This window comes from Paenibacillus monticola, assembly GCF_009664975.1.
Taxonomy (GTDB): Bacteria; Bacillota; Bacilli; order Paenibacillales; family Paenibacillaceae; genus Paenibacillus_AQ; species Paenibacillus_AQ monticola.
Genome location: NZ_WJXB01000016.1, coordinates 86489 through 112350 on the forward strand (window position 1 = coordinate 86489; position 25862 = coordinate 112350).

General features: G+C 43.7%; 38 protein-coding genes. 35 read left to right on the plus strand and 3 right to left on the minus strand.

Annotation, left to right across the window (positions count from 1 at the left end; genetic code table 11):
• Positions 1–6: 6 nt before the first annotated feature.
• From GJB61_RS27915 to GJB61_RS27950, 9 genes are all read left to right on the plus strand, one after another.
• Positions 7–288 (plus strand): hypothetical protein, encoded by a 282-nt coding sequence (locus GJB61_RS27915; RefSeq protein WP_154122306.1) that lies wholly within the window; start codon positions 7–9, stop codon positions 286–288.
• On the plus strand, positions 242–388 hold the full coding sequence (locus GJB61_RS32640) for a DUF6906 family protein (protein WP_420819778.1): 147 nt from the start codon (positions 242–244) through the stop codon (positions 386–388). The genes GJB61_RS27915 and GJB61_RS32640 overlap by 47 nt, the downstream gene beginning before the upstream one ends.
• Positions 388–594 carry a hypothetical protein gene (locus tag GJB61_RS27920; RefSeq protein WP_154122307.1) on the plus strand — a complete coding sequence of 69 codons (207 nt, stop codon included), beginning with the start codon at positions 388–390 and terminating at the stop codon, positions 592–594. The genes GJB61_RS32640 and GJB61_RS27920 overlap by 1 nt, the downstream gene beginning before the upstream one ends.
• A complete protein-coding gene (locus tag GJB61_RS27925) occupies positions 575–787 on the plus strand; it encodes a hypothetical protein (protein ID WP_154122308.1) in 213 nt (70 codons plus the stop codon). Before GJB61_RS27920 ends, GJB61_RS27925 begins: the two co-directional genes overlap by 20 nt.
• Positions 723–1256, plus strand: a complete 534-nt coding sequence (locus tag GJB61_RS27930; RefSeq protein WP_154122309.1) for a crossover junction endodeoxyribonuclease RuvC — start codon at positions 723–725, stop codon at positions 1254–1256. Before GJB61_RS27925 ends, GJB61_RS27930 begins: the two co-directional genes overlap by 65 nt.
• A gap of 2 nt (positions 1257–1258) precedes the next feature.
• The gene (locus GJB61_RS27935; RefSeq protein WP_154122310.1) at positions 1259–2269 is read left to right on the plus strand and encodes a hypothetical protein; all 1011 of its coding nucleotides are present in this window, start codon (positions 1259–1261) and stop codon (positions 2267–2269) included.
• Between the two features lie 31 nt (positions 2270–2300).
• Positions 2301–2501: an IDEAL domain-containing protein gene (locus GJB61_RS27940; RefSeq protein ID WP_195724498.1), complete on the plus strand. Its 201-nt coding sequence runs from the start codon at positions 2301–2303 to the stop codon at positions 2499–2501.
• Between the two features lie 32 nt (positions 2502–2533).
• On the plus strand, positions 2534–2764 hold the full coding sequence (locus GJB61_RS27945) for a hypothetical protein (protein WP_154122312.1): 231 nt from the start codon (positions 2534–2536) through the stop codon (positions 2762–2764).
• Between the two features lie 188 nt (positions 2765–2952).
• A complete protein-coding gene (locus tag GJB61_RS27950; RefSeq protein ID WP_338116169.1) occupies positions 2953–3366 on the plus strand; it encodes an HNH endonuclease signature motif containing protein in 414 nt (137 codons plus the stop codon).
• A gap of 69 nt (positions 3367–3435) precedes the next feature.
• Here GJB61_RS27950 and GJB61_RS27955 read toward each other — a convergent pair whose 3' ends face one another.
• Positions 3436–3870, minus strand: a complete 435-nt coding sequence (locus tag GJB61_RS27955; protein ID WP_229522489.1) for a hypothetical protein — start codon at positions 3868–3870, stop codon at positions 3436–3438.
• Between the two features lie 161 nt (positions 3871–4031).
• On the opposite strand from GJB61_RS27955, the gene GJB61_RS27960 reads away from it, so the two are divergent.
• Complete coding sequence (locus tag GJB61_RS27960; protein ID WP_195724499.1) at positions 4032–4523, plus strand: hypothetical protein; 492 nt, start codon at positions 4032–4034, stop codon at positions 4521–4523.
• A gap of 79 nt (positions 4524–4602) precedes the next feature.
• On the opposite strand, the gene GJB61_RS27965 is transcribed toward GJB61_RS27960, so the two are convergent.
• Together GJB61_RS27965 and GJB61_RS27970 are read right to left on the minus strand one after the other, a co-directional pair.
• Positions 4603–5868 (minus strand): hypothetical protein, encoded by a 1266-nt coding sequence (locus GJB61_RS27965; RefSeq protein ID WP_154122315.1) that lies wholly within the window; start codon positions 5866–5868, stop codon positions 4603–4605.
• Positions 5869–6111: 243 nt separating this feature from the next.
• Positions 6112–6450 carry a hypothetical protein gene (locus GJB61_RS27970; RefSeq protein ID WP_154122316.1) on the minus strand — a complete coding sequence of 113 codons (339 nt, stop codon included), beginning with the start codon at positions 6448–6450 and terminating at the stop codon, positions 6112–6114.
• 109 nt (positions 6451–6559) lie between these two features.
• On the opposite strand from GJB61_RS27970, the gene GJB61_RS27975 reads away from it, so the two are divergent.
• The 25 genes from GJB61_RS27975 to GJB61_RS28095 all read left to right on the plus strand — a co-directional run bounded on the left by GJB61_RS27975 (position 6560) and on the right by GJB61_RS28095 (position 25861).
• Entirely contained in the window at positions 6560–7171 is a 612-nt protein-coding gene (locus tag GJB61_RS27975) for a restriction endonuclease (RefSeq protein ID WP_154122317.1), read from the plus strand.
• Between the two features lie 488 nt (positions 7172–7659).
• Entirely contained in the window at positions 7660–8121 is a 462-nt protein-coding gene (locus GJB61_RS27980; protein ID WP_154122318.1) for a hypothetical protein, read from the plus strand.
• Between the two features lie 198 nt (positions 8122–8319).
• Positions 8320–8856, plus strand: coding sequence for a ParB N-terminal domain-containing protein (locus GJB61_RS27985; protein ID WP_154122319.1), 537 nt, complete (start codon positions 8320–8322; stop codon positions 8854–8856).
• A complete protein-coding gene (locus GJB61_RS27990) occupies positions 8853–9878 on the plus strand; it encodes a DNA cytosine methyltransferase (RefSeq protein ID WP_154122320.1) in 1026 nt (341 codons plus the stop codon). The genes GJB61_RS27985 and GJB61_RS27990 overlap by 4 nt, the downstream gene beginning before the upstream one ends.
• Positions 9879–10015: 137 nt before the next feature.
• Positions 10016–10705 (plus strand): RipA family octameric membrane protein, encoded by a 690-nt coding sequence (locus GJB61_RS27995; RefSeq protein ID WP_154122321.1) that lies wholly within the window; start codon positions 10016–10018, stop codon positions 10703–10705.
• A gap of 184 nt (positions 10706–10889) precedes the next feature.
• On the plus strand, positions 10890–11096 hold the full coding sequence (locus GJB61_RS28000) for a hypothetical protein (RefSeq protein ID WP_154122322.1): 207 nt from the start codon (positions 10890–10892) through the stop codon (positions 11094–11096).
• Positions 11097–11184: 88 nt separating this feature from the next.
• Positions 11185–11514 (plus strand): nucleotide pyrophosphohydrolase, encoded by a 330-nt coding sequence (locus tag GJB61_RS28005; RefSeq protein ID WP_154122323.1) that lies wholly within the window; start codon positions 11185–11187, stop codon positions 11512–11514.
• A 94-nt stretch (positions 11515–11608) separates the two neighbouring features.
• Positions 11609–12526: an HNH endonuclease gene (locus GJB61_RS32460; protein ID WP_338116170.1), complete on the plus strand. Its 918-nt coding sequence runs from the start codon at positions 11609–11611 to the stop codon at positions 12524–12526.
• Positions 12527–12587: 61 nt separating this feature from the next.
• Positions 12588–13466 carry a phage terminase small subunit gene (terS, locus tag GJB61_RS28015; protein WP_154122324.1) on the plus strand — a complete coding sequence of 293 codons (879 nt, stop codon included), beginning with the start codon at positions 12588–12590 and terminating at the stop codon, positions 13464–13466.
• Complete coding sequence (locus GJB61_RS28020) at positions 13453–14772, plus strand: PBSX family phage terminase large subunit (RefSeq protein WP_154122325.1); 1320 nt, start codon at positions 13453–13455, stop codon at positions 14770–14772. Before terS ends, GJB61_RS28020 begins: the two co-directional genes overlap by 14 nt.
• A 3-nt stretch (positions 14773–14775) precedes the next feature.
• The gene (locus GJB61_RS28025; protein WP_154122326.1) at positions 14776–16245 is read left to right on the plus strand and encodes a phage portal protein; all 1470 of its coding nucleotides are present in this window, start codon (positions 14776–14778) and stop codon (positions 16243–16245) included.
• The gene (locus tag GJB61_RS28030; RefSeq protein ID WP_154122327.1) at positions 16238–17068 is read left to right on the plus strand and encodes a phage minor head protein; all 831 of its coding nucleotides are present in this window, start codon (positions 16238–16240) and stop codon (positions 17066–17068) included. Before GJB61_RS28025 ends, GJB61_RS28030 begins: the two co-directional genes overlap by 8 nt.
• A gap of 445 nt (positions 17069–17513) precedes the next feature.
• Entirely contained in the window at positions 17514–18743 is a 1230-nt protein-coding gene (locus GJB61_RS28035) for an XkdF-like putative serine protease domain-containing protein (RefSeq protein WP_154122328.1), read from the plus strand.
• 20 nt (positions 18744–18763) lie between these two features.
• Entirely contained in the window at positions 18764–19711 is a 948-nt protein-coding gene (locus GJB61_RS28040) for a major capsid protein (protein WP_154122329.1), read from the plus strand.
• Complete coding sequence (locus tag GJB61_RS28045) at positions 19711–20016, plus strand: Rho termination factor N-terminal domain-containing protein (RefSeq protein WP_154122330.1); 306 nt, start codon at positions 19711–19713, stop codon at positions 20014–20016. Before GJB61_RS28040 ends, GJB61_RS28045 begins: the two co-directional genes overlap by 1 nt.
• Positions 19994–20380, plus strand: a complete 387-nt coding sequence (locus GJB61_RS28050) for a DUF3199 family protein (RefSeq protein WP_154122331.1) — start codon at positions 19994–19996, stop codon at positions 20378–20380. Before GJB61_RS28045 ends, GJB61_RS28050 begins: the two co-directional genes overlap by 23 nt.
• The gene (locus GJB61_RS28055; protein ID WP_154122332.1) at positions 20377–20703 is read left to right on the plus strand and encodes a hypothetical protein; all 327 of its coding nucleotides are present in this window, start codon (positions 20377–20379) and stop codon (positions 20701–20703) included. Before GJB61_RS28050 ends, GJB61_RS28055 begins: the two co-directional genes overlap by 4 nt.
• On the plus strand, positions 20690–21214 hold the full coding sequence (locus GJB61_RS28060; RefSeq protein ID WP_338116172.1) for an HK97 gp10 family phage protein: 525 nt from the start codon (positions 20690–20692) through the stop codon (positions 21212–21214). The genes GJB61_RS28055 and GJB61_RS28060 overlap by 14 nt, the downstream gene beginning before the upstream one ends.
• Positions 21214–21705, plus strand: coding sequence for a hypothetical protein (locus GJB61_RS28065; protein ID WP_229522490.1), 492 nt, complete (start codon positions 21214–21216; stop codon positions 21703–21705). Before GJB61_RS28060 ends, GJB61_RS28065 begins: the two co-directional genes overlap by 1 nt.
• Positions 21702–21959 (plus strand): hypothetical protein, encoded by a 258-nt coding sequence (locus GJB61_RS28070; RefSeq protein WP_229522491.1) that lies wholly within the window; start codon positions 21702–21704, stop codon positions 21957–21959. Before GJB61_RS28065 ends, GJB61_RS28070 begins: the two co-directional genes overlap by 4 nt.
• On the plus strand, positions 21940–23292 hold the full coding sequence (locus GJB61_RS28075; RefSeq protein WP_154122334.1) for a phage tail sheath subtilisin-like domain-containing protein: 1353 nt from the start codon (positions 21940–21942) through the stop codon (positions 23290–23292). The genes GJB61_RS28070 and GJB61_RS28075 overlap by 20 nt, the downstream gene beginning before the upstream one ends.
• A gap of 3 nt (positions 23293–23295) precedes the next feature.
• The gene (locus GJB61_RS28080; protein ID WP_154122335.1) at positions 23296–23739 is read left to right on the plus strand and encodes a phage tail tube protein; all 444 of its coding nucleotides are present in this window, start codon (positions 23296–23298) and stop codon (positions 23737–23739) included.
• Between the two features lie 149 nt (positions 23740–23888).
• Positions 23889–24323 carry a PIN-like domain-containing protein gene (locus tag GJB61_RS32285; protein WP_154122336.1) on the plus strand — a complete coding sequence of 145 codons (435 nt, stop codon included), beginning with the start codon at positions 23889–23891 and terminating at the stop codon, positions 24321–24323.
• The gene (locus GJB61_RS28090) at positions 24320–25381 is read left to right on the plus strand and encodes a PIN-like domain-containing protein (protein ID WP_154122337.1); all 1062 of its coding nucleotides are present in this window, start codon (positions 24320–24322) and stop codon (positions 25379–25381) included. Before GJB61_RS32285 ends, GJB61_RS28090 begins: the two co-directional genes overlap by 4 nt.
• Before the next feature lie 69 nt (positions 25382–25450).
• Positions 25451–25861 carry a hypothetical protein gene (locus tag GJB61_RS28095; protein ID WP_154122338.1) on the plus strand — a complete coding sequence of 137 codons (411 nt, stop codon included), beginning with the start codon at positions 25451–25453 and terminating at the stop codon, positions 25859–25861.
• Position 25862 lies beyond the last annotated feature (1 nt).

Here is a 25862-nt window from a genome sequence, read left to right on the forward strand (position 1 = left end):
GCAACCATGGAAGAGCAATTTTACGGGTACTGCTTCCCGGAACCAGGGGGTTGGCACACACCGTCAGTTACGTTGAATACGCCTGAAGAAATCTATCGCTACACGCAGCTGCACGGCAAGACTGGAATGTTTCGTGAAATACGTGTAACGGACGGCGGTGATTTCATGGTCGTTCAGATGATTGATGGCAAATATGTCTGGCCAGAAGAGTGGAAGCAGCTCAACAAGGAGGAGTTCGGGGATGAAACAAGGGAAGCGGCCAACGCGCCGGCAGAAAAGCGAGATTAAAGCAGCTGGGCTCATCCCAGTAAACTGGCTGATTGAAGACAAACTGATCGTGATCAATCGGTTATTTGTCAAGACTCGGGACATCCGACGGTGGGCCTAATGGGTACACGTTGGAACTACTGGCATGTTTATCAGTTCATGGTCACACATTTTGCTCAAACGGGACTCGTTCCCGAGCGGACGGAACTGTTAGTTGAATTTGCGGAGCTGGAGCCGGTGGAAGTGGACGAGGGTATTGCAGAGTTTGAACTTGTGATCAATAAGCGCCATAGGGGAGCTGAGCAAAATGACTACAAAGAAGCGTAAGCTGATCGATCCGTATTTCCAGCAGCGTAACTATTTTGTGGTGCATGATGAAACTGGAGCGATGGCTGGCATGGTTTATGTGCTTGATACGTCCATGATGCCACCTAATCAGAGGGGAGGCGATGCACATGAAAATCCTAGGTATCGACCATGGAACCAATTATGCCGGATGGGCGACTATGGAAAACGGTAAACCCATTGAATTCGGATTACGGGATTATAGCAAGATCGCCATGCCGAATGTATTGGATGCCATTTATCAGGATGCATTTCGCATGATTGAGCAGGAGCAGCCTGGCTTAATCGTTCTCGAGCGTCCTGTTCACTTCAAAAATGCATCCAGCGTGATTGCCCTAGTTGGTGCTTTCTCCATGGTGACATTGGCTGCGCTACATCTTGGAATAAAGGTGGGTGAAATACGGCCATCGGAATTGAAGAAGCAAACCGGCAAGGGAAATGCGGATAAGGAAACAGTCGCCGTTGAAATGCAAATGCTCTTTGATCTTGACTATGATGAGTTGGCAATACCGGTCTTATACAAAAAAGATGATCCCAAAGGTAAGTACAAAAAGGGTGACATTCAGCAGCGGCTATTTGATCCCTCAGATGCTTTGGCACTCTGCTGGGCGTACCACCAAAAACATATTATGGGAGTGGCGTAACGATGAGCTATATCAATTTCAAGGGAACCGTTAAAAAAATCAATTTGAAATCTGCGGAGGAAACAGAGATTACGATCAGTATACCGGCAGAGGAACTGGACGGGCAGTATAACATCCTGCAAAGCATGCTGGAGTTGAAGGTGATCGGTGGACTGGACTCTCAAATCATCACATATAAGGTCATGAAGAACGCACTCACGGGCAAGCCGTTGACCAAATATGTCGTTGATAATACGGGTTTAGTATCTGTAGCTCAACCGGAAGGTGAACAGCTCTCCATGGATTTGGGACTGCCTGCAGAGAAGGTTGAGATCAAGGCAGAGCCAGTGCAAATCGATCTTGAAGTTATTCAGGAATTTATCTTAAGCAGACTAGCTCCGAACTTCGATGATTTGGACCATGATTTCGTTGAGATTACACTGCGCCTTTCAGAAGGTGAAACATACCTGAAGCTTGCTGCAGAAGCGGATATGGGTGTCGGCGTATTTGTGGTTATGGTGGATGAATACCGCAGACGGGTGGCTCCAATGGCTGCGAGCTGGGATGAATGGCGTAACGGTAAGGTTAAGACTGAGCCAGTGGTCAAGAAAGAAGCAGCCGATGTTGTTTCCGAGGAAGTTGAGAATCCGGATGAAGTTGGTGGTGAAGCTGCTGGAGAATCTGACAAGACAGAAGGTAATGACACTCAGGAAGGCGGCCTCGACGTTGTAAAGGGTGAAGGGACTAAAAAAGAAGATAGTATTGATCCGGCTGACCCTGCAGGTGCGGATGAGTCAAGTAAAGAAGAGTTGGACGCCTTTATTCTTGCTAATCGCCCTATCTTCCCAGAGGTCGAATATGATGGACAGCCTATCCCTTTTCCTGATCTACTGGAAAAACGCTTGAAGGAAGATAAGACCTGGCGTGAAATCGCCAATGAGCGTGGCATGACGAGCGGACAATTGTCTGCAAGATGGTCAGCATATCGGAAGTTGGCCACGAAGAAAAAGAATGAAGGTGGGGGAGCAGCATGAGCTGCTTCTTCTCTTTAAAGGAGGGGCTGCAATGTTCATCAATCTTGGATTGCTCATGCAAATGAAATATGAATTGATATTGAGCATACATGCAGATGTGGTCTGGGAACACTCCATCCGGTGCTTTAACGAAACAAGGTTACGGAAGCTGATTGACCAGGCACTGGATGAACGGGACGTTGCTTCCTTCTATAGATACTCGGCTGAGCTGGTTGATTTAAGAAAAGGATGATAACGGTAATTCAAGTCGATGGAGGTGTCAACATGAGAAATACTTTGGGAGATTTAAATAATCACTTATTTGCTCAATTGGAGCGACTAAACGATGAGAGCTTGACTGGTGAAAAATTAGTAGAGGAAATCAGTAAAGCAAAGGCAGTAACGAGTGTAGCTTCTCAAATTATAGCAACCGGCTCTCTTGTCTTGGAAGCAAAAAGACTCGCTGATGATAGGATGAACGCTGACACGACTATTCCAAGAATGTTGGAGGGGTGACTATGTTCCGGTTCACTTATGAACAAAGGGAATTTATCAGGACCCATATACAGGGACGCTTTGTCCCTGAACTGACCAATCTGTTTAATACAGCTTTCGCCACAGAGATTAAACCTTCTCAAATTCGAACGTTCATTAAAAATAACAGATTGAAGAGCGGCATTGATTCAAGGATTAAATCGGGAAACGTGCCTTTCAACAAAGGCAAAAAGAAAACATGGCTTGGTGGAGAAGCTACTCAATTCAGCAAGGGTCACAAGCCCCACAATTATGTTCCTGTAGGCTCTGAGAGGGTCAATGGGGATGATTATGTAGATATCAAGATTGCTGATCCAAACAAATGGCGGGGTAAGCACATCCTTGTTTGGGAAAAATACAACAGTCGATCAGTTCCAAAAAGTAACGTAATCATATTCGGTGATGGAAACCGGCGCAACTTTGATCCTGATAACCTAATTCTAGTCTCTCGTTCACAACTTGCGATTATGAACAAAAATGGTTTGATCCAAAAGGACGCCGAACTCACGAGGACCGGCATTATAATGGCTGACATTCTTAAGAAAATCGGGGAGAGAAAGCGGAGCAAGATAAAAAGGAATTGATTGTCATTGAAAGTTCTGCGTTTAATATCTTGGCAGCAAGAGTAGCATTGATGGATTGACTTAAATCATTCAATTCTTCTTTTTATATCTTTCTGACAATAGCCGGGTTCGTTTTTCGTTTATTTTTAACTGCATTTCAGTTCTTTGTTTTTGCATCTCATCTTCGCATTTCTTTTGCTTTGCTAATTCAGCATCAACTTTCTTAATAAAAAGAGTTACTCTATATAAATTGTCAAAATGTCGAGTGAGAATTGGTGTAGTGGCAACAAGAAAAAATAGAAGTAGACAAAAGTAAAATATTTTTAAGGATATGCCTGGCACTAAATTAATTGAAAGCACTAATATAGTCACACAGATTGTGATAATTACGTTCGCCATGCTTTTGGCTTTCAATGTTTCAGAAGCACTTTCAAGTATATTTTTATATCCTTGTAATTCATCTATAGAATAAGTTCCTAAATTACCGTCAAGATGTTCAAATATTAGTCGGTTAATTTCTCCCATATAAAATGAATGTTTTTTACGCTTTTCAACAAAGAGATTCCGCAATTACAATCAGCTCCATATTCTACATAAACTGAAGACCCCCAAATCCTTGGCTAGGGCGGGGGTCCTAACGGTAAATCATTCCTTTTGACATTATAACATAAAGGGGAATGAGGGGAATGGCGATGGCATGGGGACAATGCGAACTTTTTCCTGTAGCAAACGAGGCAGAGATCCAGCGGACAAAGTTTCTTCTCGGAAAATATAAAAGCATGCGGCTTTTGATGGATGATTACGAGAATAACACTCAGGATATGCAAATGATTGCAATCGATGGAGAAGTGGCCAGACGGATTGACTCAGACGAACTGCATGCAGATAAGGCAGCCAACGCTGTTATTTTGATCGAAAAGCAGCGATGGGTGTATGAGAAGTACCAGCTCTATACCGGTATTATTATACGCGCAGTGGGATTGATTCAAGATGAAGATTCGCTTGGTGCGATCAAGCACAGATATATTAAGGGGCATTCATTTAAAGAGACAGTATTGTTTTATAGGTGCGGAATGAGTGATAGTACAATTCGACGGAAAATTAGCGAGGGAACAAATAGCATAGCCAACACGTTGAAGCTTATTGGGTTCTTTGAACAGGATAACGCGGAGTTTTAGGGAATATGGACATAAAAGTAATAAAAGGGGATGGATTAATATATCTCAATCCCCTTAGCATATCGATCGTAACTATATTTTATTCAGGCACTTCATGTTTCAGGAACATGATAATTTCAAAGGCTGCAAAAGCTGTATATATTGTTTTAAAGAGTAGGTCTCCAAATTCAATTAAATATAAATCCCATGATTTTGATCGGTCATTAAATTTGATTAATTGATTGTCAGCTTCATATTCGTATGAATGATGACCAATACTATTTCTAATGGAATTGTTTAAGGTGTTTGGATCGAGCAAAGGCAAGAAAATATTTTCTTTAGTGAAATATTTCAATCTATTACCTTTATTTTGCATTTTAGTATTGTATTCATTAATAGTATGTATATCTTTAAATTCTCTAGCTGTTTCAGTCTCAAAATCATTCCTGTTACCTCTTAGGTAAATATTCTGTATCCCTAAAAAAATTGGCAATATTGAAGATAATATTTCAAAAGATTCTACATAATAATTTTTTAACATATCAAAATTAGTTGTTAAAATACCTTTTGTTTCTTTTATTTTATCAATTTCTTTTGGCCCACAAATATATGTTAAAATAATTGGCCATAATAGCTCAAAATAAATTGAAAAATTTTTTAATAACTGTATTATATTTTCATCAGAATATGTTATAAGTTCAGATAAGTCTTTTTTGAGACTTTGAAGTTCAGTCAAATTCTTGGATTTTAGTTGTAATAATTTTTTCTGTAAATCCTGAATTCTATAATAATCTTCAATAAATAAAAAAGAAAATGGTCTGTAGAGAACCTGTTTGATAATATCAGAATAATCAATTTTTAAATTTTCAAGCGCATAAGTTGGCTTTTTAACATATTCGTTTTGTATAAGTTGGCTAATTAAAAATGCGTGTTTATTATTTTTATATAGCTCCCATATTCTAAAAGAGATATTTGCTTCATTTTCAAATCCATCAGAAACCATACTAACTAGTTCTGTTTTTTTTTGTTGGGTTGCTCTGCTTTTAGATACTTCTAACATGTAAGGTGGAAAGAAAGATGTAATATCATTAGGATCAAATTGTTTTATTTTATCTGTAAAAAATTCAGTAGCTAATTGAAGTACATGTGTTGGACTTCCCTCATGAACATATGTAGCATTTTTGCATTTAAACTCTTTAACCATACCCTCATCAAGGTTTTCATTCCAAATCAAGTAACCACTAACTGTTACATTGCACTTAGGACAACTAAACGTAAATGAGTTTTCATGCACATATCCGCCATATACTTTTAAAAGAACTACATTTTTGCAGACTTCACACTGTAATTTTAAGTTGCTGTTCATTAAATTACCCTACTTTCAATGATATGATAAAAAATTATACTCTCACTTTGCAAACACAAGATTTTCATAAATATGTATAATTAGAACTGGCTTTAGAAGGAAATTTGAACGTAATTTGACTCTAAGTTGAGTAGCACATGACGGTTTTTCCGTGATATTATGAGATTGTGGAAATCAGGCGAGATTGACACGCACAGCTGCAAAAATATACGTTAACCGAGACGTACCTCATCTTGCTTTTTCTTACCTTATCATTGGGTTGACTTCCTCACCATTAATTAAAAGTAGTTCAAATGATTCTTTAGTTCGATCCATGTCCATTGCACACGTAAGATCTACTGTTCTTCCATCTGGATGAACAAATTCTAACTGGTGTAACTTATAATCATATTGGAGTGCGAGTTCGTAGTACTCTGAAAAATGCTCAGCCCCATGAATGGCATGCCTTTTAGAATTGCAGACTTCTATGGAAGTACTCCATTCTCTGTCTTTAAACATAAAACGAACGTCGAACTGTTCACCTACTGGAATTACAGCAATAGTGTAATTGCTTCCTTCATAGTGATATAGAATATTTGTCATATTACTCGCCGCCTCCCTTTGTAGGTCTAAAGTTCGACACCGAAAGAGGAAAATCCTTCCTTTATGACGAATGTTGAACTATACGAAGATATTAGCGGAGGGATTTCAGATGGCAAGAAGGAAAAGCAAGGCGAAACAGGAAGAAGAATTTATTCAAGGTGTCATGAGTCTTGCTGCAATAGGATCGCTTGCGTTAACTTATACATTAACAAAGTCATTTCAGGCTTCAATCATTGTGTGTATTCTTGTTGTTGCTGTTGTAATTGCGATCTTGATTTCTCGGAAACTGCAGCATCAGGAGCGGTTAAAGAAGTCTGGTATTGCTGAGATTGATAAGATGGAAGGCGTTCAGTTTGAACAGTATCTTGGTCATCTGTTCCGATCTCAAGGGTATAAGGCAGAAGTGACACAGGCAGCTGGTGATTATGGTGCTGATCTAATCCTGACAAAAGACGGTAAACGGATTGTTGTACAGGCAAAGCGTTACAGCAAGAATGTGGGCCTGAAAGCAGTTCAAGAGGTTCGTGGTGCAGTTTCACACTATGGAGCGACTGGTGCTTGGGTAGTAACGAACAGAGATTATACAGATCAAGCCTACAAGTTAGCCAAATCAAATAGTGTTCGACTTATCGGTCGGGAAGAGCTCGTCGAGATGCTTCTGCATATGAGAGAGAAGACAACAGCTTCTAAGAAAGCCGCAAATACAAAGACTAGCGCTTAATCAAATGAGTGAGCTATGAGCAGAAGAACAGGTAAAGATATGTGCTAAAGCCTGATATTCAGAGCTGGTGCTGTTGACTTCACTTTCGTTAGATCAGTAAAATGGTCTTGTTCTCCTTTGTAACAAAGTATGTAAAGATCTTAAGCAAAGAGCGTAGCGCATTTGCTGCGGACGCTTAGCGGATGCCATTCTTTAAAAAGCGTTTGAATTTTGCATTAATCGTAAATTTATTGTTGAAAAGCGTACATATAACAGTCGAGGTCGCTCATTTATTGGGCGGCTTTTTTCTATTCCATTGGAGGGATTCTATTGAACAGGAAGAGGAAAGAGCAGCAGCGGTTAAAAGATCCGCCTAGGCAGCCGAAGAAGTGTGACGGTTGTGTGTGGGGCAGATGGGAAGGAACAGCGCAGTTTTGTTCCAGGGTGAAATGCCAGAAGGGAAAATCTTCCTGAACGTCGAAATATGATGTCGAAGGGAGGAATTATTAATGTCTGATGATTTTATGGACTTTCTAAATTCCAAAGAAAAGGACAAGCAGGAGCATTCTAAAAGAGAGGATGAATATCAGGCAAGATATGAAAAAACTGTCAGAGAACTTTACGATCTAATTCGTCAATGGATGGAGCCATATGAAACTGCTGGTAAGTTAAAGATAAGTGAATCCATATATGGTCCTAAAGATAGTAGCCTCATTACTGAGCTTACTATTCAGTTTAACGATACTCAGAAGATATATATAACTCCAAACATGGCTAAGCAATTATTAAACACTATGTTCGCAGTTAACATTACACATTTTAATGGCGATATCCATCCACATAAAGAAGCTGCAAAGACTCAGCTGCTCTTTGATGATAAAGTAGGTTGGTTTATTGATCTTGAATTCCCTAACAGAAAAGAATTCAATGAACAGACCTTTAAAGAGATTCTTAAATCAAAATTATTGTAGTTAGTACAGCACCTTCGGGTGCTTTTTTCATGCCTATAAATGGCCTCCTGAGAGTCATTCTAAGGAGTTTTAAATAAGAACGTGCGTTTGTTAGGAGAGTGACAGGAAAGAGTAGGGAAGTACAGCTCACTTGGTGTGCTTCTCCGTCTGCGCCAACTCTTAGATGAAAAACCAACTCAACACAAAGGAGGTGTCCCTATGGACATCAGAACGATACCCATCACAGAGATTAATGCAGCAGCCTATAACCCACGTGTTGACTTTCAGCCCGGAGATCCCGAATATGAGAAACTACGCCGCAGTCTGGATGAATTCGGCTATGTTGACCCCATCGTCTGGAACGAGCAAACCGGGAACATGGTCGGTGGCCATCAGCGATACAAGATACTGGTCAACGAGCAGGGCTGCACGGAGCTAGCCGTTTCCGTCGTTAACCTTGAACCAGGTCGTGAGCGTCTACTAAATCTGGCACTCAATAAAGTCTCTGGACGCTGGGATGATGAAGCACTTGCCCACCTGCTCAGTGAGCTGCAGGAAGCCGGAGCAGATTTGAACCTGTCCGGCTTTGACTCAGGTGAAATTGATCAATTGCTCAAAGACTTCACAGAACCACTGGATGATCAGCTAGGCGACTTTCAAAATCGTGAGCTGGACGTGAGCGACTTCGACGAATCCCAGTTCGATTGTAAATGCCCCCGTTGCGGCTTCGTATTTAATCAGGAGGAAGTATCATGAGCCACCCAGCATGGGATTGGAAGCTGTCAGACCTAGCAGAAGTCCCCAAACATGGCCGGACAGTGTTCTCTTGCTTCTCCTGTGGTGGTGGCTCGACAATGGGATACAAGCTTGCTGGATACACGATGCTAGGCAATGTGGAGATCGATCCGCAGATGATGCGCATCTACCGGAAGAATCACAATCCGTTGCACCCGTTCCTTATGCCGATTCAGGACTTTAAGGCGCTGCCTAATGATCAGTTGCCGCCAGAGCTGTTTGACCTGGATATTCTTGATGGGTCACCACCATGCAGTGTTTTTTCGTTGTCGGGTGACAGAGAGGATAAGTGGGGAGGGGAATACTCATTCCGAGAAGGGCAGGTGGTGCAGCGGTTGGATGACCTGTTCTTCGACTTTCTGGATGTAGCAGAGAAACTTAAACCGAGGGTGATTGTAGCGGAGAACGTCCGCGGCATGATGGTTGGGAAAGCTCGTGGTTTCGTCAGTCTGGTCTTATCTCGCTTCCGAGAGCTTGGGTATAGACCGCAACTCTTTCTTCTTAACTCGGCAACCATGGGCGTTCCTCAAAAGCGGGAGCGTCTTTTCTTTGTCGCCGCTCGGGAGGATCAGGCATTACCACCGTTACAATTAGAATTCAATGATCCACCGGTGCTGTACAGGGATGTTCGCAGTGGTGAGGGTAAACCTTTGAATACATCTACGAAAACGTATAGCCGGTGGAAAAGGAAAAGGCCAATTGATCTGAGTATGGGAGATGTCACTGAACGGGAAAAAGGAAAAGCCAGCGATTATAACACCATTATTCTCAAGGATCAGAAGGTTTCGAACACTCTGGCCAGTTCATCGTGGTTCCTGCGATCTGATGAACCCTGTCGGATCAGTGATATGGATTCAATCCGGATTCAGACTTTTCCTAGTGATTATGATTTCTTGGATTCGGATGTTTCTTATGTCTGTGGAATGAGCGTCCCACCCTTGATGATGAAGAGGATCGCTGAGCAGATTCATTTGCAGTGGTAAAGAGGGAAATTATTAAAAAGTGAATTTATAAACTTCGGTACTCCAAAAAAATGTTATTTTACAATTTATTCATGGAAGATATGTTAAAATAATGAATATCCAAATAAGATAATTAAATAACAAAGTGGGGTAGCGAAATGAGTGAAGTACCTAAAAAGAATAAGGTATTTATGGATAAGGTGGGGTATCTACAAGAGTTTAGTGGGGAAAGAAGATTGAATAACGATAAACAATATGAAGCTTTAAAGATGGCTTTAGATATTCGAAAATTTGAAATTGAATTATATTGGAAACGCGCAACTTATTTTTGGACGTTTATCGGAGTAACGTTTGCTGGTTATTTTTTGTTAATCAACGGGAATGTGAGCACAGCTGAGAGGCTTCGCTCGTGGCATATTTTAATTGTAACCCTATTAGGTTTACTTTTCTCATTTAGTTGGTTTTTAGTTAACAGAGGAAGTAAGTTCTGGCAGAATAACTGGGAAAGACATGTGGATTACTTAGAAGATGATATAATGGGTCCACTATATAAAACGGTTATCAATCCCCAAAAAAATAAGTTTATCAATCCGTTCGCTGAATACCCTTTGTCTGTATCTAAAATCAACCAATTCTTAAGCTTATTAGTGTCTATTATTTGGTCAGTTCTAGTATTTGATAGTTTAAAAAATACTTTGACCAAAGTTGGGCCGTGGCAAATATTGTTGATTGAACTAGGATCAGTAGTAATTATCATTTATGGATACTATTATTTCTGCAGGAGTAAATTAGTCGAAAAAAACTTTAAAAATAAAGAAGCTATGTTTGTAAAAAGAAACATTCAATAATACTATCTCCTAATTAACCGTCGTTATAAATGACGGTTTTTATGGTTGAAAATAAAGGAGGACGCGCAAACGTCCTCCTCATCATCCAGGGTATCTCCCGGCTGAGGTAGCGGCGCGCCACGCGTGGCTTTTTGGACATCCGCTATCTCGTTTCCAATATTACAGGGAAGCCGAGGGGAACACAATGGGAACACCAGATGAAATGTTGCAGCATGAGCTTGAGGTTATAGCCGGTATCCTGGAATCCAAGTCACAATATCGGAAGATCGTTAAGGCCGGCATAGCTAAGTGGGTAAAGGACTTTCAGGATGGCAGGATTGAGATTAAGACGGTGGATGATCTGAAAAAGCTGATTGAGATCGATATTGAGCTGCAGAAGGACGAACTGTGATGTTTTGTAATTTCGTAAAAATTATTGGCACTATCCTTAAGAGGGAAAGCTTTCCTTTTTGTCGAATGATGAGATAGAGGTGATTAAATTGGATGAATTAATCGGGAAAATTGTTGCATTTCGAGATGAACGAAATTGGAGCCAATTCCATAATCCTAAAGATTTAGCTATTTCACTGAACCTTGAAGCAAGTGAACTTCTTGAGCTGTTTCAGTGGAAAAGCAGTGATGAAACAATTGATAAAAGCCTGTCTAAAATTCAGGATGAGCTTGCAGATGTATTGTACTATGCTTTGTTAATGAGTCATGATCTCGGCATTAATCCTAGCCAGGCGATTCTTGAGAAATTGCAGAAGAATGCTGAGAAATACCCAGTTGATAAGGCATTTGGTTCTAATAAAAAATATACAGAACTTTAAGGGGATTGTTATGCTTTATTATTTCACAGCGTGTGACAGGAACGCCAGAGTGCATTACGAAGAAACAGTTGCTAAACCTTATCGAATAGCAGATGTGTTCGATAAATTAGATGTAGATTTGCAAAATGAGTTAGCTGTCAATGGCCTTGATCAGAATGTTCATATGTGGGGGGCTGTCCCGGGCAAGTCAAATATTAAGCGTTGGCACAACCTACAAGCAGGGGACGCGGTATTAGTTTATGTGAAGGAAGGATTTAGATCATACGCTAAAATAGTATGCAAGACTATTAACAAAGAAGTGGCTGAGCATATCTGGGGAACTGATGATGAGAATAAGACATGGGAATATATATACTTTCTCAAAGATCTTGAACCCGTGAGCTTTTCAAAAGAGAAGTTTTCTTCATTCTTTGGATATAAGACCAATTTCACACCGCAAGGCTTTAGTAATATAGAAGAAACTAAGTTTCAAATAAGAATGAGAAGATACGTAGATATCGATGCTCTTGTTCATGATCTTAAAGATAATTTTTTTATGTCTGATGAAGATTTTGAAGAAGGAGACTATCAGAATTCTGTAGAAACTGATTTAAGTAAAGTCAAAGATATGCCAGAGGTTCCTAAAACGAAAAAGAAACAGAGAGTATTAAATGGTGTTAAGGTATGGGATAGAGATCCTAAAACAGCACAGAGGGCCATTAAAAAAGCACATTCACTGTGTGAATTCGATTCGAGCCACACCACATTTGTTTCAAACGCGAGCAAGAAGAATTATGTTGAAGCCCATCATTTAATTCCCATGAAGTTTCAAAATGATTTTACTAATTCCATTGATACAGAAAGTAATATTCTAGCCCTTTGTCCCAACTGTCATCGAATGATCCATCTTGCACGACCAAAGGAAAAGAAAGAACTCCTAAAATCTTTTTATGAGCAACGTAAAGATAATCTTTCTAATCTTGATATCAACTTTACGTTATCAGATCTAAATGGATTTTATGGACTTAAGTAGTTTAGTAATGAATGCAGCAGCCCTTTTGGGCTGCTTTTTTAATGGGGGTGGTGACATGTAAATGGCCAGAGAACGCAGTCCCGAGCGGGACAAGGCAAAACAGATGTGGCTGGAGAGTAGTGGCGAGATGAAGCTAAAAGACATCGCCGCTGCTCTTTCTATAGGTGAGAGCAAGGTCAGAAAATGGAAGTCGCTGGACCATTGGCAGGATGATCTCAAAGGGAGCGCTCCACTTGAATCCAAAGGGAACGCTCCACATAATCGGGGTGCTCCCAAAGGGAACGCGAACGCAATAGGTAATCGTGGGGGTGCTCCACCTGGTAACCAAAACGCTAAGGGAAACCGCGGCGGCTCAGGTGGCCCTGAAGGAAATAAGAAGGCGGTCACTACCGGAGAGCATGAGACGATCTGGATGGACACACTAACCGAATCCGAGCAGCAGCTCATCGATCAGGTCGACACTGACCCGATTATCCAGGCGAATGAATCTCTGTACCTTCTGACTATCCGCGAACGACGTATGATGCAGCGGATTAAGGTTCTCATGGATGGCCTGTCTGAGAAAGAGCGAAGTGTGCTGTATGAACTGAAGGCTATTAAAGAGGTCGGTATTCTTCATGATGAGAAAACAGGCATCACTAAGAAAATTCCGCATTCCCGTAATGAAATGGTAGAATCGCGTATCGAAGAAAAGGAATATCGTAAGCTGGATGACATTCTGAAACTTGAAGAAGCTCTTACGCGCATCCAGGATAAGAAGATCCGCGCGATCGATCTGAAGAACCGCCTTACTGATGAAGAGAAGCAGATTCGCATTGAAACGATGCGATATGAGCTGCAGATGCTTCGCGGCGGTGGCAATGACGACTTCGAGGACGATGGCTTTATCGATGCGCTAAAGGGTAAGGCGTTGGAGGTGTGGAACGATGGCGAAGCTTAAACTAAAGCCACCGTCGTTCAAATGGTCACCCTTTTCTGTGAAGCAGCTGAAGGTCATGACCTGGTGGATGCCAAGACAAAGCCCGCATGCAGATAAGGATGCCATCATCTGCGATGGTTCGGTACGTGCCGGCAAAACGGTATGCATGTCCTTTTCTTATATTGTATGGGCAACAGAAACCTTTAATAGTGAGCAGTTTGGCCTGTCTGGAAAGACCATCGGTGCACTTCGCCGTAACGTCATAGGCCCATTGAAACGTATGTTAGCCAGTCGTGGGTATCGTGTTCATGACAATCGATCTGAAAATGTTCTGACCATTACCCGGGGCTTAATAAGCAACCGGTTCTTTTTGTTTGGTGGACGGGATGAGAGTTCTCAGGACCTTATCGCCGGTATCACGCTGGCAGGTATGTTCTTCGACGAGGTTGCGTTAATGCCGAAGTCGTTTGTCGATCAGGCAACGGCTCGCTGTTCCGTAGATAGAGCAAAGCTGTGGTTCAACTGTAATCCAGCAGGCCCTTACCACTGGTTCAAGCTCGAATGGCTGGATCAACTGGAGCGTAAACAGGCGTTGCATCTGCATTTCACGATGGATGATAATCTCTCCTTATCTGAACGGGTACGAGAGCGGTACCGCCGAATGTACAGCGGGATATTTTATCAACGATATATCTTAGGTTTGTGGGTCATGGCAGAAGGCGTGATCTTCTCGAAATTTGCAGATGCAGTTCATAAGAAACCGAGGGATTGGTTCCCTACCTCGTTTGATCGTAAATTTATCTGCATTGACTATGGTGCTAACAACCCGACGACGTTCCTGAAATATGGCGTGAAGGGTAGCATCTATTATGAGCTAGAGGAGTATTATCATGATATCCGGCGAGCGGGTGAGAAGACGAATGCGGAGTATGCGGATGACCTGCAGGCATTCGTAGATGGGGATGAGAAAGTTATCTTCATTGATCCATCGGCCAAGGCATTTATTATCGAGTTGAGTAAACGAGGGATGAGTCATATTAAGGCTGCTGTGAATAGCGTCCTGGATGGTATTCAAACCGTTTCTAATCGCTTCCAAAGTAATGAACTTTTCATATGCGCAGACAACACTAATTCCCTCATGGAGTTGGTGTCTTACGTATGGGATGAAAAGGCGGCTAAGCGTGGTGAGGACAAGCCCATTAAGCAAAATGACCATACCTGTGACGCGCGCCGTTACGGCATCCATACGGATTACTTGCTGCAGCGTGTGAAGCAGCGGAAAAAGGATAGAGAGGAGCGATCAGATCATGATGTGGGGTGGGTATAACGTATGAGTGGTGAGGCGCAGTGGTTCCAGATATCAAAAGCAGAGGATCGGCATATCCCTTCCAGCGCGCAGCTGCCGGATAGCTTTGAAAACCTCTACGATCAGCACGGGCTGCTGCCATTCCCTCCTGGTAATGATCCTGCAAGCTGTAAGCTACTGGTCAAAAATAGTAGTATCATTCCACAGTGTATTGAAGCATACCGGCGAAACATCTCTGGTTATGGGATTGCTTTGGAGTATATTCCTGGCGAGAGTGACCAAACGGCCTTAGATGAATGGAACCGAGCAGACAAGTTTCTGGAGACTTGTAACTTGGAGGATTCACCAGAGGAGATTATTAACTCGTTGATCGATGATTTAGAGAGCAGTGGTATGGCAAACGTGGAAGTGGCCTGGCCTACAGGCAGTGAGTTTCCAACGCTTTACCGGATGAATCCGAAGTTTGTTCGCTGCACCCGGGAAACCGATAAGGCGACCATCAAGCGTAAACGGCGGATTCGTTCCACCAAGCAGATTGAGGAGTTCTCGCAGGATATCTATGCACGACGTTATGCAATGAAGCGAGGGCAGAGTGTGGTGTGGTTCCGGTTATTCGGGACTGAAGGCGAAGGGAATCAAATCATCCCCTTGAAGCTGGGTAATGATGGACCTTATGGGGAGCCTCGCTGGTTCGGCAATGCACCGGGCGTAGTCGGCAGTAGAGAGGCCGAGGAACTGAACGTTTCCTATTTTTCAAATGGTCGCATGCTTTCTATGATCTTGACAGTGACAAATGGTCGGCTTTCCAAGCAATCCATGGAGCTACTAAAGAACGTTAAAGGTTCACAGTCTCAAGGTGGCATCCTCTACTTAGAGGCTTTGGGAGAAGAGACCGGTGGACCACTGGATGAAAAGGTCGAGAAGGTATCTATCAAACTTGATAAGTTAAACGATCTACTGCAGCAAGATGCGCTCTTCTTGGAGTATGGCAAAGAGAAGAAGGCAGACATCCTTTCGTCTTTCCGGTTACCACCAATCCTCGTTGGCCAGAGTTCTGACTATAACCGAGCGACGGCACAGGCCGCCCTTCGGTTTGCGGAGGAGCAAGTGTTTGAGCCTTACCGGACTTGGATCATGGACGAAATCTTTAACAAACGTTTGTTTCCGGCTATGGGCATCTTTCGGGTACGAGCTACCCTTCGTGGTCCACGTATCATCGATCCGGAAGATCGCAAGGCGCTTCTGGATTTTATTGCGGACCGAGGAATTATGCTGATTCGTGACCTGATTCCGATTGCCGAAGAAGTGTTAGATACGACAATAGATGAATCCAAGTACAGTGAGGAATATCTGGATACGCCGATCGCTCAGATGCTTAACAGTCAGCCGGCGCTCTTGAAGGATACAGACACGAATGACGTACAGGAGCAAGTGGCATCGATCGCTAAGCGGTTGCTGCGAAAGAGTGACCAGGAGGCGGACGTTCATGTGTGAGTACTGCTGGGAGAAGATTGCAAAGGCAGATGACACTGAGTTTCTGGATAGCTTGGCGCTTAACTATGCTGAGCGAGCTGTGTTGGAGGAGTTGTACAAGCAGGGAGAGAATCGAATAATAGAGATTTTGGAGCTGCAGGGAAAGGCGTTGCACGATGCGATTCAGGAATTGAGTGAGGAGCTGCTGATTGATATCGGTGAGCTGGGTAAGGTGCTGGTATCTGTTCAGAACGGTGATTTGTTTACCGTTGAGTTTGAGCAGGCCGTATATGATGCCTTCACACCGCTGTATCATCTAGCTGGGGAATCAGAGCTTTCGGCTCTTAGTAATGACAAGACGTGGTCCACGAAGAATAAGGCAGCTTCACGGTTTGCAAAAAACCTACAGAAGCTTGTTCCCGATATGAATGGAACTTCTAAGGACACCATGACCCGAGCCTTCCAGAAAGCAATCAAAGAGGGGAAGACACCTTCGGAACGCGCACTACTTGTACGGGGAATTAGTGCTGCAGCAGCCAAGGGAGATGCTGGCCCTTTTAACATGGAAAGATCAATCACGATTTCCCGCACAATGAGCACAGCTGCTGCCAATGGGGGGAAGGTCGAGGGCTGGAAGCAATCGGAGGTCGTCACAGGTAAGAAGTGGCGGTCTTCAAAGGGCGACCGAACACGAAAGAGTCATAAGAAGGCAAACGGTCAGGTTAGAGCACTGGACGAACCGTTTGAGGTGGGCAAAAGCAAACTAATGTTTCCGGGAGATCCGTCAGGGCGAGCTGAAGAGATTATTCGTTGTCGCTGTACCATGCAATCGGTATTGAAATAATAACAATGCCCAGAAGCTTAGCACAGCTTCTGGGCTTGTCTCACGCTTTTACACTTCTTATCTCCTGCAATTACCGACAACGGCTGGCTCTATGGTTAGTAGCCCCGTACAGCATGGTGACTGAAGAGTCGGTATTACCTTAGGTGCTACTAAGGCTTCTTGAGAGACGCCATGACTTATGCAGACGTGACCCTGCAATAACTGAGTCCCTATTAGCACATGACATTTAGAAAATAATAAGTAGCCCCCGTGCAGTTTACCCTGTGTTTCTTCACAGTTTACCCTGCTTGATTCTAATTACTAAATTTCTAAACAGAAGAACGAGGGTAGGTCAAAAGTTTAGTCACTTTCAACCAACTCCCTTCTATTTCTAGAATTTAGGATCTACTAAAATATACAACCTTTTGGATAATTCTTCAATAGTGAAAGGAGGTGAAATGAAAATATGACTTTTAAACTGAAAGACGCAAAAATCACGCACATCTCTCTGGTAGACAAAGGTGCCAACGGCGTACCGTTCGCCATTATCAAGGCTGCTGGGAAGAACGCTATTCAGAAACAGGTCCAGATTTCCAAGATTGATGATGACAAGCGGATTGTCAAAGGTGTTGTGTATCAGCCGGATATGGCTGACGCACATGACGATCAAATGGATGAAGTCGAGATTGAGAAGGCAGCTCATCTCTTCATGGAGAAGCAGCACACCTATAACATCGACAAGCAGCATGATCTCGAAGTCGACAAGGGATTTGTTATAGAGTCGTACATTGCACCTTGCGACATGACGCTCGGTGAGCAGCAGATCGTGAAAGGCTCTTGGGTGGCAGCTGTGAAGGTGACCGACGACGACACCTGGGAAGCCATCAAGAAAGGCGAGATAACCGGCTTCAGTATGTGGGGTGTAGGTAAAAGGGAAGAGATCGAGGATGAAGCGGAGGTATCCAAGGGACTCTTGAGCCGGATCGCCAAAGCACTTGGTCTGATCGAGAAGGGAGCAGTCGCTGACAAATACCATAAGAACCGGAAGAACCGAGAATTTTGGGCGGCGCAGGATGCCCTCAACTCGGTTCTTTTTAATTGGGACACTTGGCAGAGTGGCCTGGAGACAGATCCAGAGACCATTCGGGAGGCGCTGCAGGACTTTGTCGATATTGCCGAGGATGTGCTTACAAAGGAAGACATCGTCAAAGCCATCGGCGCACCACCGGAACCAATCGCCAAGGCTGGTAAGAAAATATCAGCGGGTAACCTCAAGCATGTGGAGGATGCCATAGCTGCTTTAACTGAACTGAAAAATAAAACGGCTCCCATAGAGGATGAGCCCGAGGAGGATGACGATTTGAAAGCTGAGGATATTGCCAAGGCTGTAACGGCCGCACTGGCTCCGATCGCTAAACAGGTAGAGGGCCTGACGGCAGAGATTACGGAGCTGAAGAAAGAGGAAGGTGTCGAAGGTGACCAGCCTGAAAGCGGTACTGCTTTGGCAGCGAGTACAGAAGAGACTGCGATTACGGATGCCATTGCGAAAGCCCTGGCACCGCTGAGCGAGCAAATGCAGACGCTGGCAGCTGATGTGCAACTGGTGAAGAACAGCCGCGGTGCATCTGCCCAGGGAGACGATCAAGAAGAAATCAGCAAATCAGAAGGCGCCGTTAGTTTCGGACGCTTTCTGTAATTAGAAGGAGGAAAGTATTTATGAGAACGAACGGAAATATTGCCCGAAACAGCATCCGGAAATCTACAATAGTTACATCGATGGACCAAAACGCTCTGAATTATGAGGAAGTGGAGGCCTTCACAGATATGGCGTACGAAGCCAACGGCTTCCTTAAAGGTATTCGTCATGAAAACCGGAAGAGTTCAAAAGGGACTATTGATAAGGTAGGTGTAAGGGGCCGGAACATGCGTGGTAAAAAAGAGAACATTATGGCAACTAACACACCAAGGCTGACCTTTCCGCAGATTCCGTATTCGGTAGAACCGGTGGTGCTTCCTTTTGACATCACCGAAGAGTTTATTCGCCAGACGCAACGGGTTCGTGGCCAAAATGCTGAAGAAATTATCATGCGGCATATGGCCAACAACTATGGCGAGAATATGCAGGACATAGCGTTCAACGGTGATACGAATACCCCCAACACGGATCCGGATTATGAGTTTCTGACGATCAATGACGGCTGGCTGAAGCTGGCCAGAACAACGGGGCATTATCTGGATTGGAGTACGCTTTCGGCGAAAGAGAAAACCGGGGTTTTGTTTGAGGTAGAACGTGCGATCCCGACGCGGTACAGAGCCGGTGGCGTATTCAAATACTTTATGCATCCGAACACTTTCAGCGAACGCCTTCAGATGCTGGCTGAGAAAGACACGAGCGCATCGATTCAGCTGCAGATCATGGGCGGTGTGAAGAAGATCAACGCTTATGATGTCGAAGAGGTTTGGAGTATGCCGGAAGGTGCCATTCTCTTTACGTATCAGCCGAACTTTGCCATGGTCCATACCTACGATATGCAGATCCGGAAGACGACCGAGGGCAAGGAGGCAATCTGGACTGATAAACGATTTTACGCGATTCACTCTGACTTTGACGCCATCTTCGAAGAACCGCAGGCTCTGGCCTATGTGGAAGGGGTGGAATTTTAATGCCATATGCGACCTACAGAGGCAAGAACGCCTCTCTGCGGCTTTATAGTATTCGGTTCGAGCCGGCTAAGCCGGTACTTGTGGAAGATTCGGTTGTGCTGGAAAAACTACATGATCATCCTGACTTCGAGGTGAAAGCGGAGAAGATCATCCCTCTGGAAGATCTGACCGTTTCACAATTGAAGGACAAAGCGAAGAAGGCCGGCATAGAGCGTTTTGTTGATATGAAGAAGCCGGATCTGATCACTGCTCTGAAGGCGCTGGAAGGCGGCGGTGTGCCGGATGCTAACAACGACACTCCTTAAGAGTCGTAGTCGTGTCAGCGCTATACAGGAGGCCACTCCCGAGCAACTAGACCAGTATATTGATGATGCTCAGACGCGTATCGAGCTGTATTTGTCCGTTCTTTTCCCAGAAGTCGTGGACAAACAGCTGATGCTGGCATGGGTGAAGCTGGCGGAGTCGCTTGCGCTGCAGGACAGTGAGGAATACTTGGCTTCGGTCGCCCGCGGTTATTCAGCGGAGAGTGACGGCGCTTGGACGTATACGAGGCAGGCAGTCGAGGGTAAGACCACGGGCAATGCCGATGTGGACTCTATTCTCTTCCTTTGGGTTAAAAAACAGCAATCGGGACCGGATGATGGGAACATCACGGCTTATTTGTTATGAATCACCGCATGAACACCCCGCTGGCGGTGTACCGGGTCGGTCGCCAGCAAGATGCCGATGGTCTGTTTAGTGACAGGAAATCCGGGAAAGTCACGGATTTAAATTGTTTTGTTGTTAAGACGCAGACCGACGCCAAGGCAGACGCCACACCTATCATATACATTGTCAAAAAGACAATCGGCGTTCCAAAGACAGCAGATGTCCGGATTAGTGACGAAGTGTTGCTATTCGGACGTAGGTATCTGGTGATTGACTCCAACCCGCGCCGTTACTGGCGTGAATTATTGGTGACATGTGAGGTGAAGGGCAGTGAACATTCATGATTTTGACGGTTTGGCTAAAAAATTCAAAAAGTTAAGCGAGAAGGGAGTGACCGAGATCCTTCGGAACATTGCTGAGGCGGTGGGTGAGACGCTGTTAAACCTGATCATTGATGAGATTGATAAACAGGATCTCATTGATACAGGCACAATGTGGAACTCCTTTACTCGAGGAGAAGACGGAAATGTATGGGAGTGGGATGTGGACCGCAATGCGATCACACTGGAGGTCGGTTCTAATCTAGAGACACGAAGCAGAGACACTGGAAAAGCGGGTTATCCTCACCTTATCAATGATGGGTACACCGTTCACAAAGCTCACTTTGTACCAGGCTATTGGGCAACGAATGGTACATTTGTACATGACCCGAGCGCGAAAACAGGATTTATGGCCAGACCCAGATCCTTTATAGGTCGGCATTATTTTGATATCGCGGTGAAACAGCTGGAAGGCGGTATGAATGAGTTAATCCAGAAGCGCCTGGATAAGGAATTGGAGAGGATGCTGTCTTGATGGATGTAGGGCTCAAAGCTTGGGCGGAAATCGTGCAGCAGGTGTATCCGGATCTTCCCATTCTACGTGATCGATCGTTATGGCAGGCCGGACAATTTGAACGACCAAGTGTATTCGTGGAAACGGATCTCGTTTCGGACAAAGCACATACGCCGAGGGCAGATCGGATTATAGAGGATGTAGGAATGGTCTTCCATTTTGACATGGAACGCAGCGAGATAGAGGATCAGGGAGAGCCGGTTCCTTTGGATCTGGCTCCGTTCTTCTTATATCTCAGACAGCGTCGATTCTGTGTAGCTTCACAACGCTTCGGAATCATGATGGTGATTGAGGCTCCACGTACACGGGAGCTAAAGGATCGGACTGAAGTCACTCTTCGGTACTCATACTTACTTCATGTTCCTAAGCTGCTTGTAAATGGCGAGGGCATTCCCGTTGAGAAGATTAACGAATTTCATACTGCATATGAAGGAGAGGAGCACGAGGCATGAGCAGTAATAAGCGATTAGAACGGCAGTCGTCGGCTGCCGCGTCTGCAGGGCTCGACGATTTGAATAAGCGAAGTAAACAAGAATGGATAGAGAGCGCAGTGGTTTTGAAGCGGGAACGCTTTGAAGTCGCCGGCGCTCTTTTTGATTGTGTGGATGATGCCCTGCTCTCGCAGCAGGAAGTCATTCAGAAAGTGGATGTTTATCTGCATCCCAAAACAAAGGAGGAAACAGTGAATGTCGATACAACGGAGTAGACCCGGCGCGTATGTGGAGCTGCAGGCAGTTGCAAAGTCGCGTGTCCTGTCAGTATCCGGCCGCGTGCTGGTACCGTATCAAGCGGAGTGGGGCCTGCCGAACAAAGCCGTGGATCTGGCGGATCAGTCGGAGCGGTTTAAGGAAACAGGCCTTTTGGTAGATGAACTGGAACTGGCAGCCGAGAACGGGGCGACCGTGGTGGGCTACCGAGTGACGAGCGGTAATGAGGTGCTGGCTTCGATCGCTGTGGCAAATAGCTACACCATTGAAGCTCGTTATCCAGGTACTCGCGGAAATGATTTTGAATACATGGTACGCACCAGTCTTGTGGATGCAGCGAAAAAAGAAATTGTCATCCGCGATACGAAAGGGATTTACGACACCGAGACGTTCCTGGTCGCCGACAAAGCAGAGGCTGTGGAAACGTTGAAGAAGTCTAACATGGTGCGGTTCAAGGATACCGGAGTCACTACTCTGGCTGATGTCGCTTATACCAAGCTAATCGGTGGTGTGACAGGCACTGCAGCCATAACAGCTGCAAATTGGAGCGGTATCTTTAACCGGATTGACGGTTTGGTGTTTGATGTCATGTACCTACCGTCCTCTGACGCAGCCGTGCAGGCTGCAGCTAAACAATGGCTGTTGGATCGTCGCTCCAAGGCTCGTAAGCTGGCTCAGTTAGTGGTTGCAGGGGCTTCGGCTACGGATGGCGATATTGACGCACACAATGCCCGCAGCCGTGCCATGAATGCTCGTTTCATCATCAACTGCGCACTGGCTGGGGAGCACACCAATGGCAAGACTTATACTTCTATCCAATGGGCTGCTTGGGTTGCGGGACTGGCAGCAGGCACACCGGCCAATAAATCCTTTACGGGTGTTAGGGTTCCGATGAGCGAAGCGAAGGTGGACTGGAGCCACAGCGAAGTGCTGAAAGGTCTGGCCGAAGGCACACTGATGGCGACCCGAGACGGCTATGACTATATCATTGAGTCTGCCGTGAATACCCTGACTACGCTTGGCACAGGGGAACGTGAGGACTTCGGGAAGATCCGCGTGTCCATGACGATTGATCAGTTGTTGAATGACATCTATGCTGCCGGCAAAGCGAATAAGGCCAAGCTCGACAATGACAAGGACGGGCGTGGCTTATTTATAGCCGCAGTAGTCAGTTACCTGAAGATTCGTTCTCAGCAAAAAGCGATAGGATCCGAATTCACTTTTACAGAGCATCCGACGAAGACAAGTGATGCAGATTATGCTTACTTCTCATTGTCGGCCAAGCCACTGGATGCGATTGAAATCTTTAATATTGATTGGGAGGTGGCGTAAACGATGGAACGCGAACTGATTGGCCGTAATTTATCGGTGCAGGATGATAACGGGGATTCAATTCAAACGATTAAAGAAGTGGAGGTTATCCTGAAGCCGGAGACACTGGATATTATCCGTGCGCGGAAGATGTCCAAGACGAAGCAGATTGTGGGATATGAAATCACGGTGAAACTGGTGATGTCGAAATTGGAGTCTGCCCTTCGTTACCGTCTTCTGGCCGACTTCAAGGCGGGTAAGACCATGTTCCTGGACCGAATCACTGGCTCGCTTGAGGATATGCAAACCGGGAATGTGGAGCGGGTAATGATTAGCGGTGTGCATATTCACGATGAAATGGATCTGCTCGTTGCCAAGATCGATGAAAATAATGGCATTGATATCACACTCTCCGGAACTGCAAATGATTTTGATTTTATAGAGCAGTTCCCAGATTATATGGCTTGAATATTGTGATAGTTTATTGTTACAAAATGAAATTTGATGTATGATTTTTCCATCGGATTAGCTGATTTTGAGTATATTGATAAATTGCTGTTTATTATCGGTTTTCTCCGGCTAATTATTTACTTGATGAGGAGAGGACTTTTAACTTTATGGCATATACAATTTCATTTGATACGTTTAAAGATATTTGGGACCAGGAACCAATGGTTGTAATTGATACTAATGGTCTTTTAAGCCTGTACAGATATTCTCCTGAAACCACCAATCATGTTCTAAAAGTGCTCGAAAGAATCTTTAATAATCTTTGGATTCCTGATCAAGTTTTACAAGAATTCCAAGATAATCATTCTGAAGTTGTAAGGCGTGAGTTCTCTAAATACAAAGAAGTATCAAAAGAAGTAGAGAGAATTATGCTCACTACTAAAAATGATATTTCCAAGCAGTTTATTAAATTTAATAAATTTAGATTTCCCAAAGTTAATATATTAAATGAAAAAATAAATAATGCTATCGAAATTGTACGGTTAGAATCAAAAAAATTTGAAGATGAAATTATGTTTGAGGTGAAAAAAATGAAAAAATGATTAAGGATGATAATGTGCTTTTATTTGTCCAAAGGCTTGTCAAAAATAATTGTATTGGAGAGACCTTTCCACTATCTAAGCTATTGAATATCTTTGAAGAGGGAGAAAAACGCTATTTTTACAAAATTCCTCCTGATTATATGGATATAAAAAAAGATGAAAAAGATATTACTAAAAGGAAAAAGTTTGGAGATTTGATTCTTTGGAAACAAATTTTAGAAAAGGCTCATAAATGTAATTGTCCTTTAATCTTCGTTACGTTAGATGAAAAAGAAGATTGGTGGGTACTTGATAAGGATGGGCAGCCAGAAAGGCCTAGAGAGGAATTATTTAAAGAATTCAAAGAATACAGTTCAGAGGAACTTATAATCCTAAACCTCTCTAATTTTATCGATCATGCTTCTGTTATTAATAACATGGTTGATCATACAACTCATATAGAATTAAATGCTGAAGAAGTTAGCTTGGAAATAATTGAGCTTAAAGGGTGGGAGGAGACACTCGATGATTATTTAAACTTAACAAGCTACTTAATACACAGTGGTGATTTAGAATCACATCTCGAAAACGCTCTATCTGATGTGGAAATTTATTCTATAGAATTGCCAAATCTATCAATCGATTCTACAGAAATTGTTGATGAAAACCATGTTGTGATAGAGGGTGCTTTTACTTGTGAAATTGAAGCAACTGTAACTGAAAGTTTTTCTAGGTATTATTCAGAAGATTGTGATGTATCTATGGAAATCTCAGGATCTATCAGCTTGGAATTTGAAGTGGATTTTGAAAAAGAAAAGGATTTCATAAAAATTGATAGTGCAGTGATAACAGTCGGAGGCTTTGAAGTTGTTAACTTTTTAGGATACAAACAGGAATACGCGGAAGAAGATCGTTGCTCAAGATGTAAAAAGCCTAATGCCCATTTGCTTACAAGTGAAGGTGAAGCAATTTGCCAAGAGTGTTCAGTTCATTTTGAAATATGCCCTAATTGTGCAAAGTTATTTGAAACGGGTACCTTAGGGGGGGCATTTTGTAGTCATTGTTCAGAAGTGTCTTAAAATAGTACTAATATTTAAGCTTTATATCAGATGATATAGAGCTTTTTTATTGTGAAAAGGAGAATTTTTATGAGCGATAAATTAGAAAAGTACCTTTCCAAGGGCAAAACAGGTCGCGATGATGATACTATCACAGTGCTGGCAGATGGTGAAGAATGGTCTGTTCGCCGTTTGACCACCATCGATGTGCGCCGGTCTTATGAACTGGCTTATGAAGAGAACGGTGATCCGAAAGAGTCCTATAACGAGATCGATGTCATGATTGTTAAGGCAACCGAACAAGATTTCAACTGGAACGATAAGGAATTGCTGTTGGCCTTCAACTGCATCAGTAAGTACGAGCTGCCGCCACGCTTGCTAGATAATCCAGCTGATTATTCCGCGCTAAGCCAAGCCGTGCGCAACTTCCAAGAAACGAAGGACGCTCTGCTTAAAGAAGCAAAAAACTTATCCGGCAAGACGGAGAAGCAAGCTGGGTAGC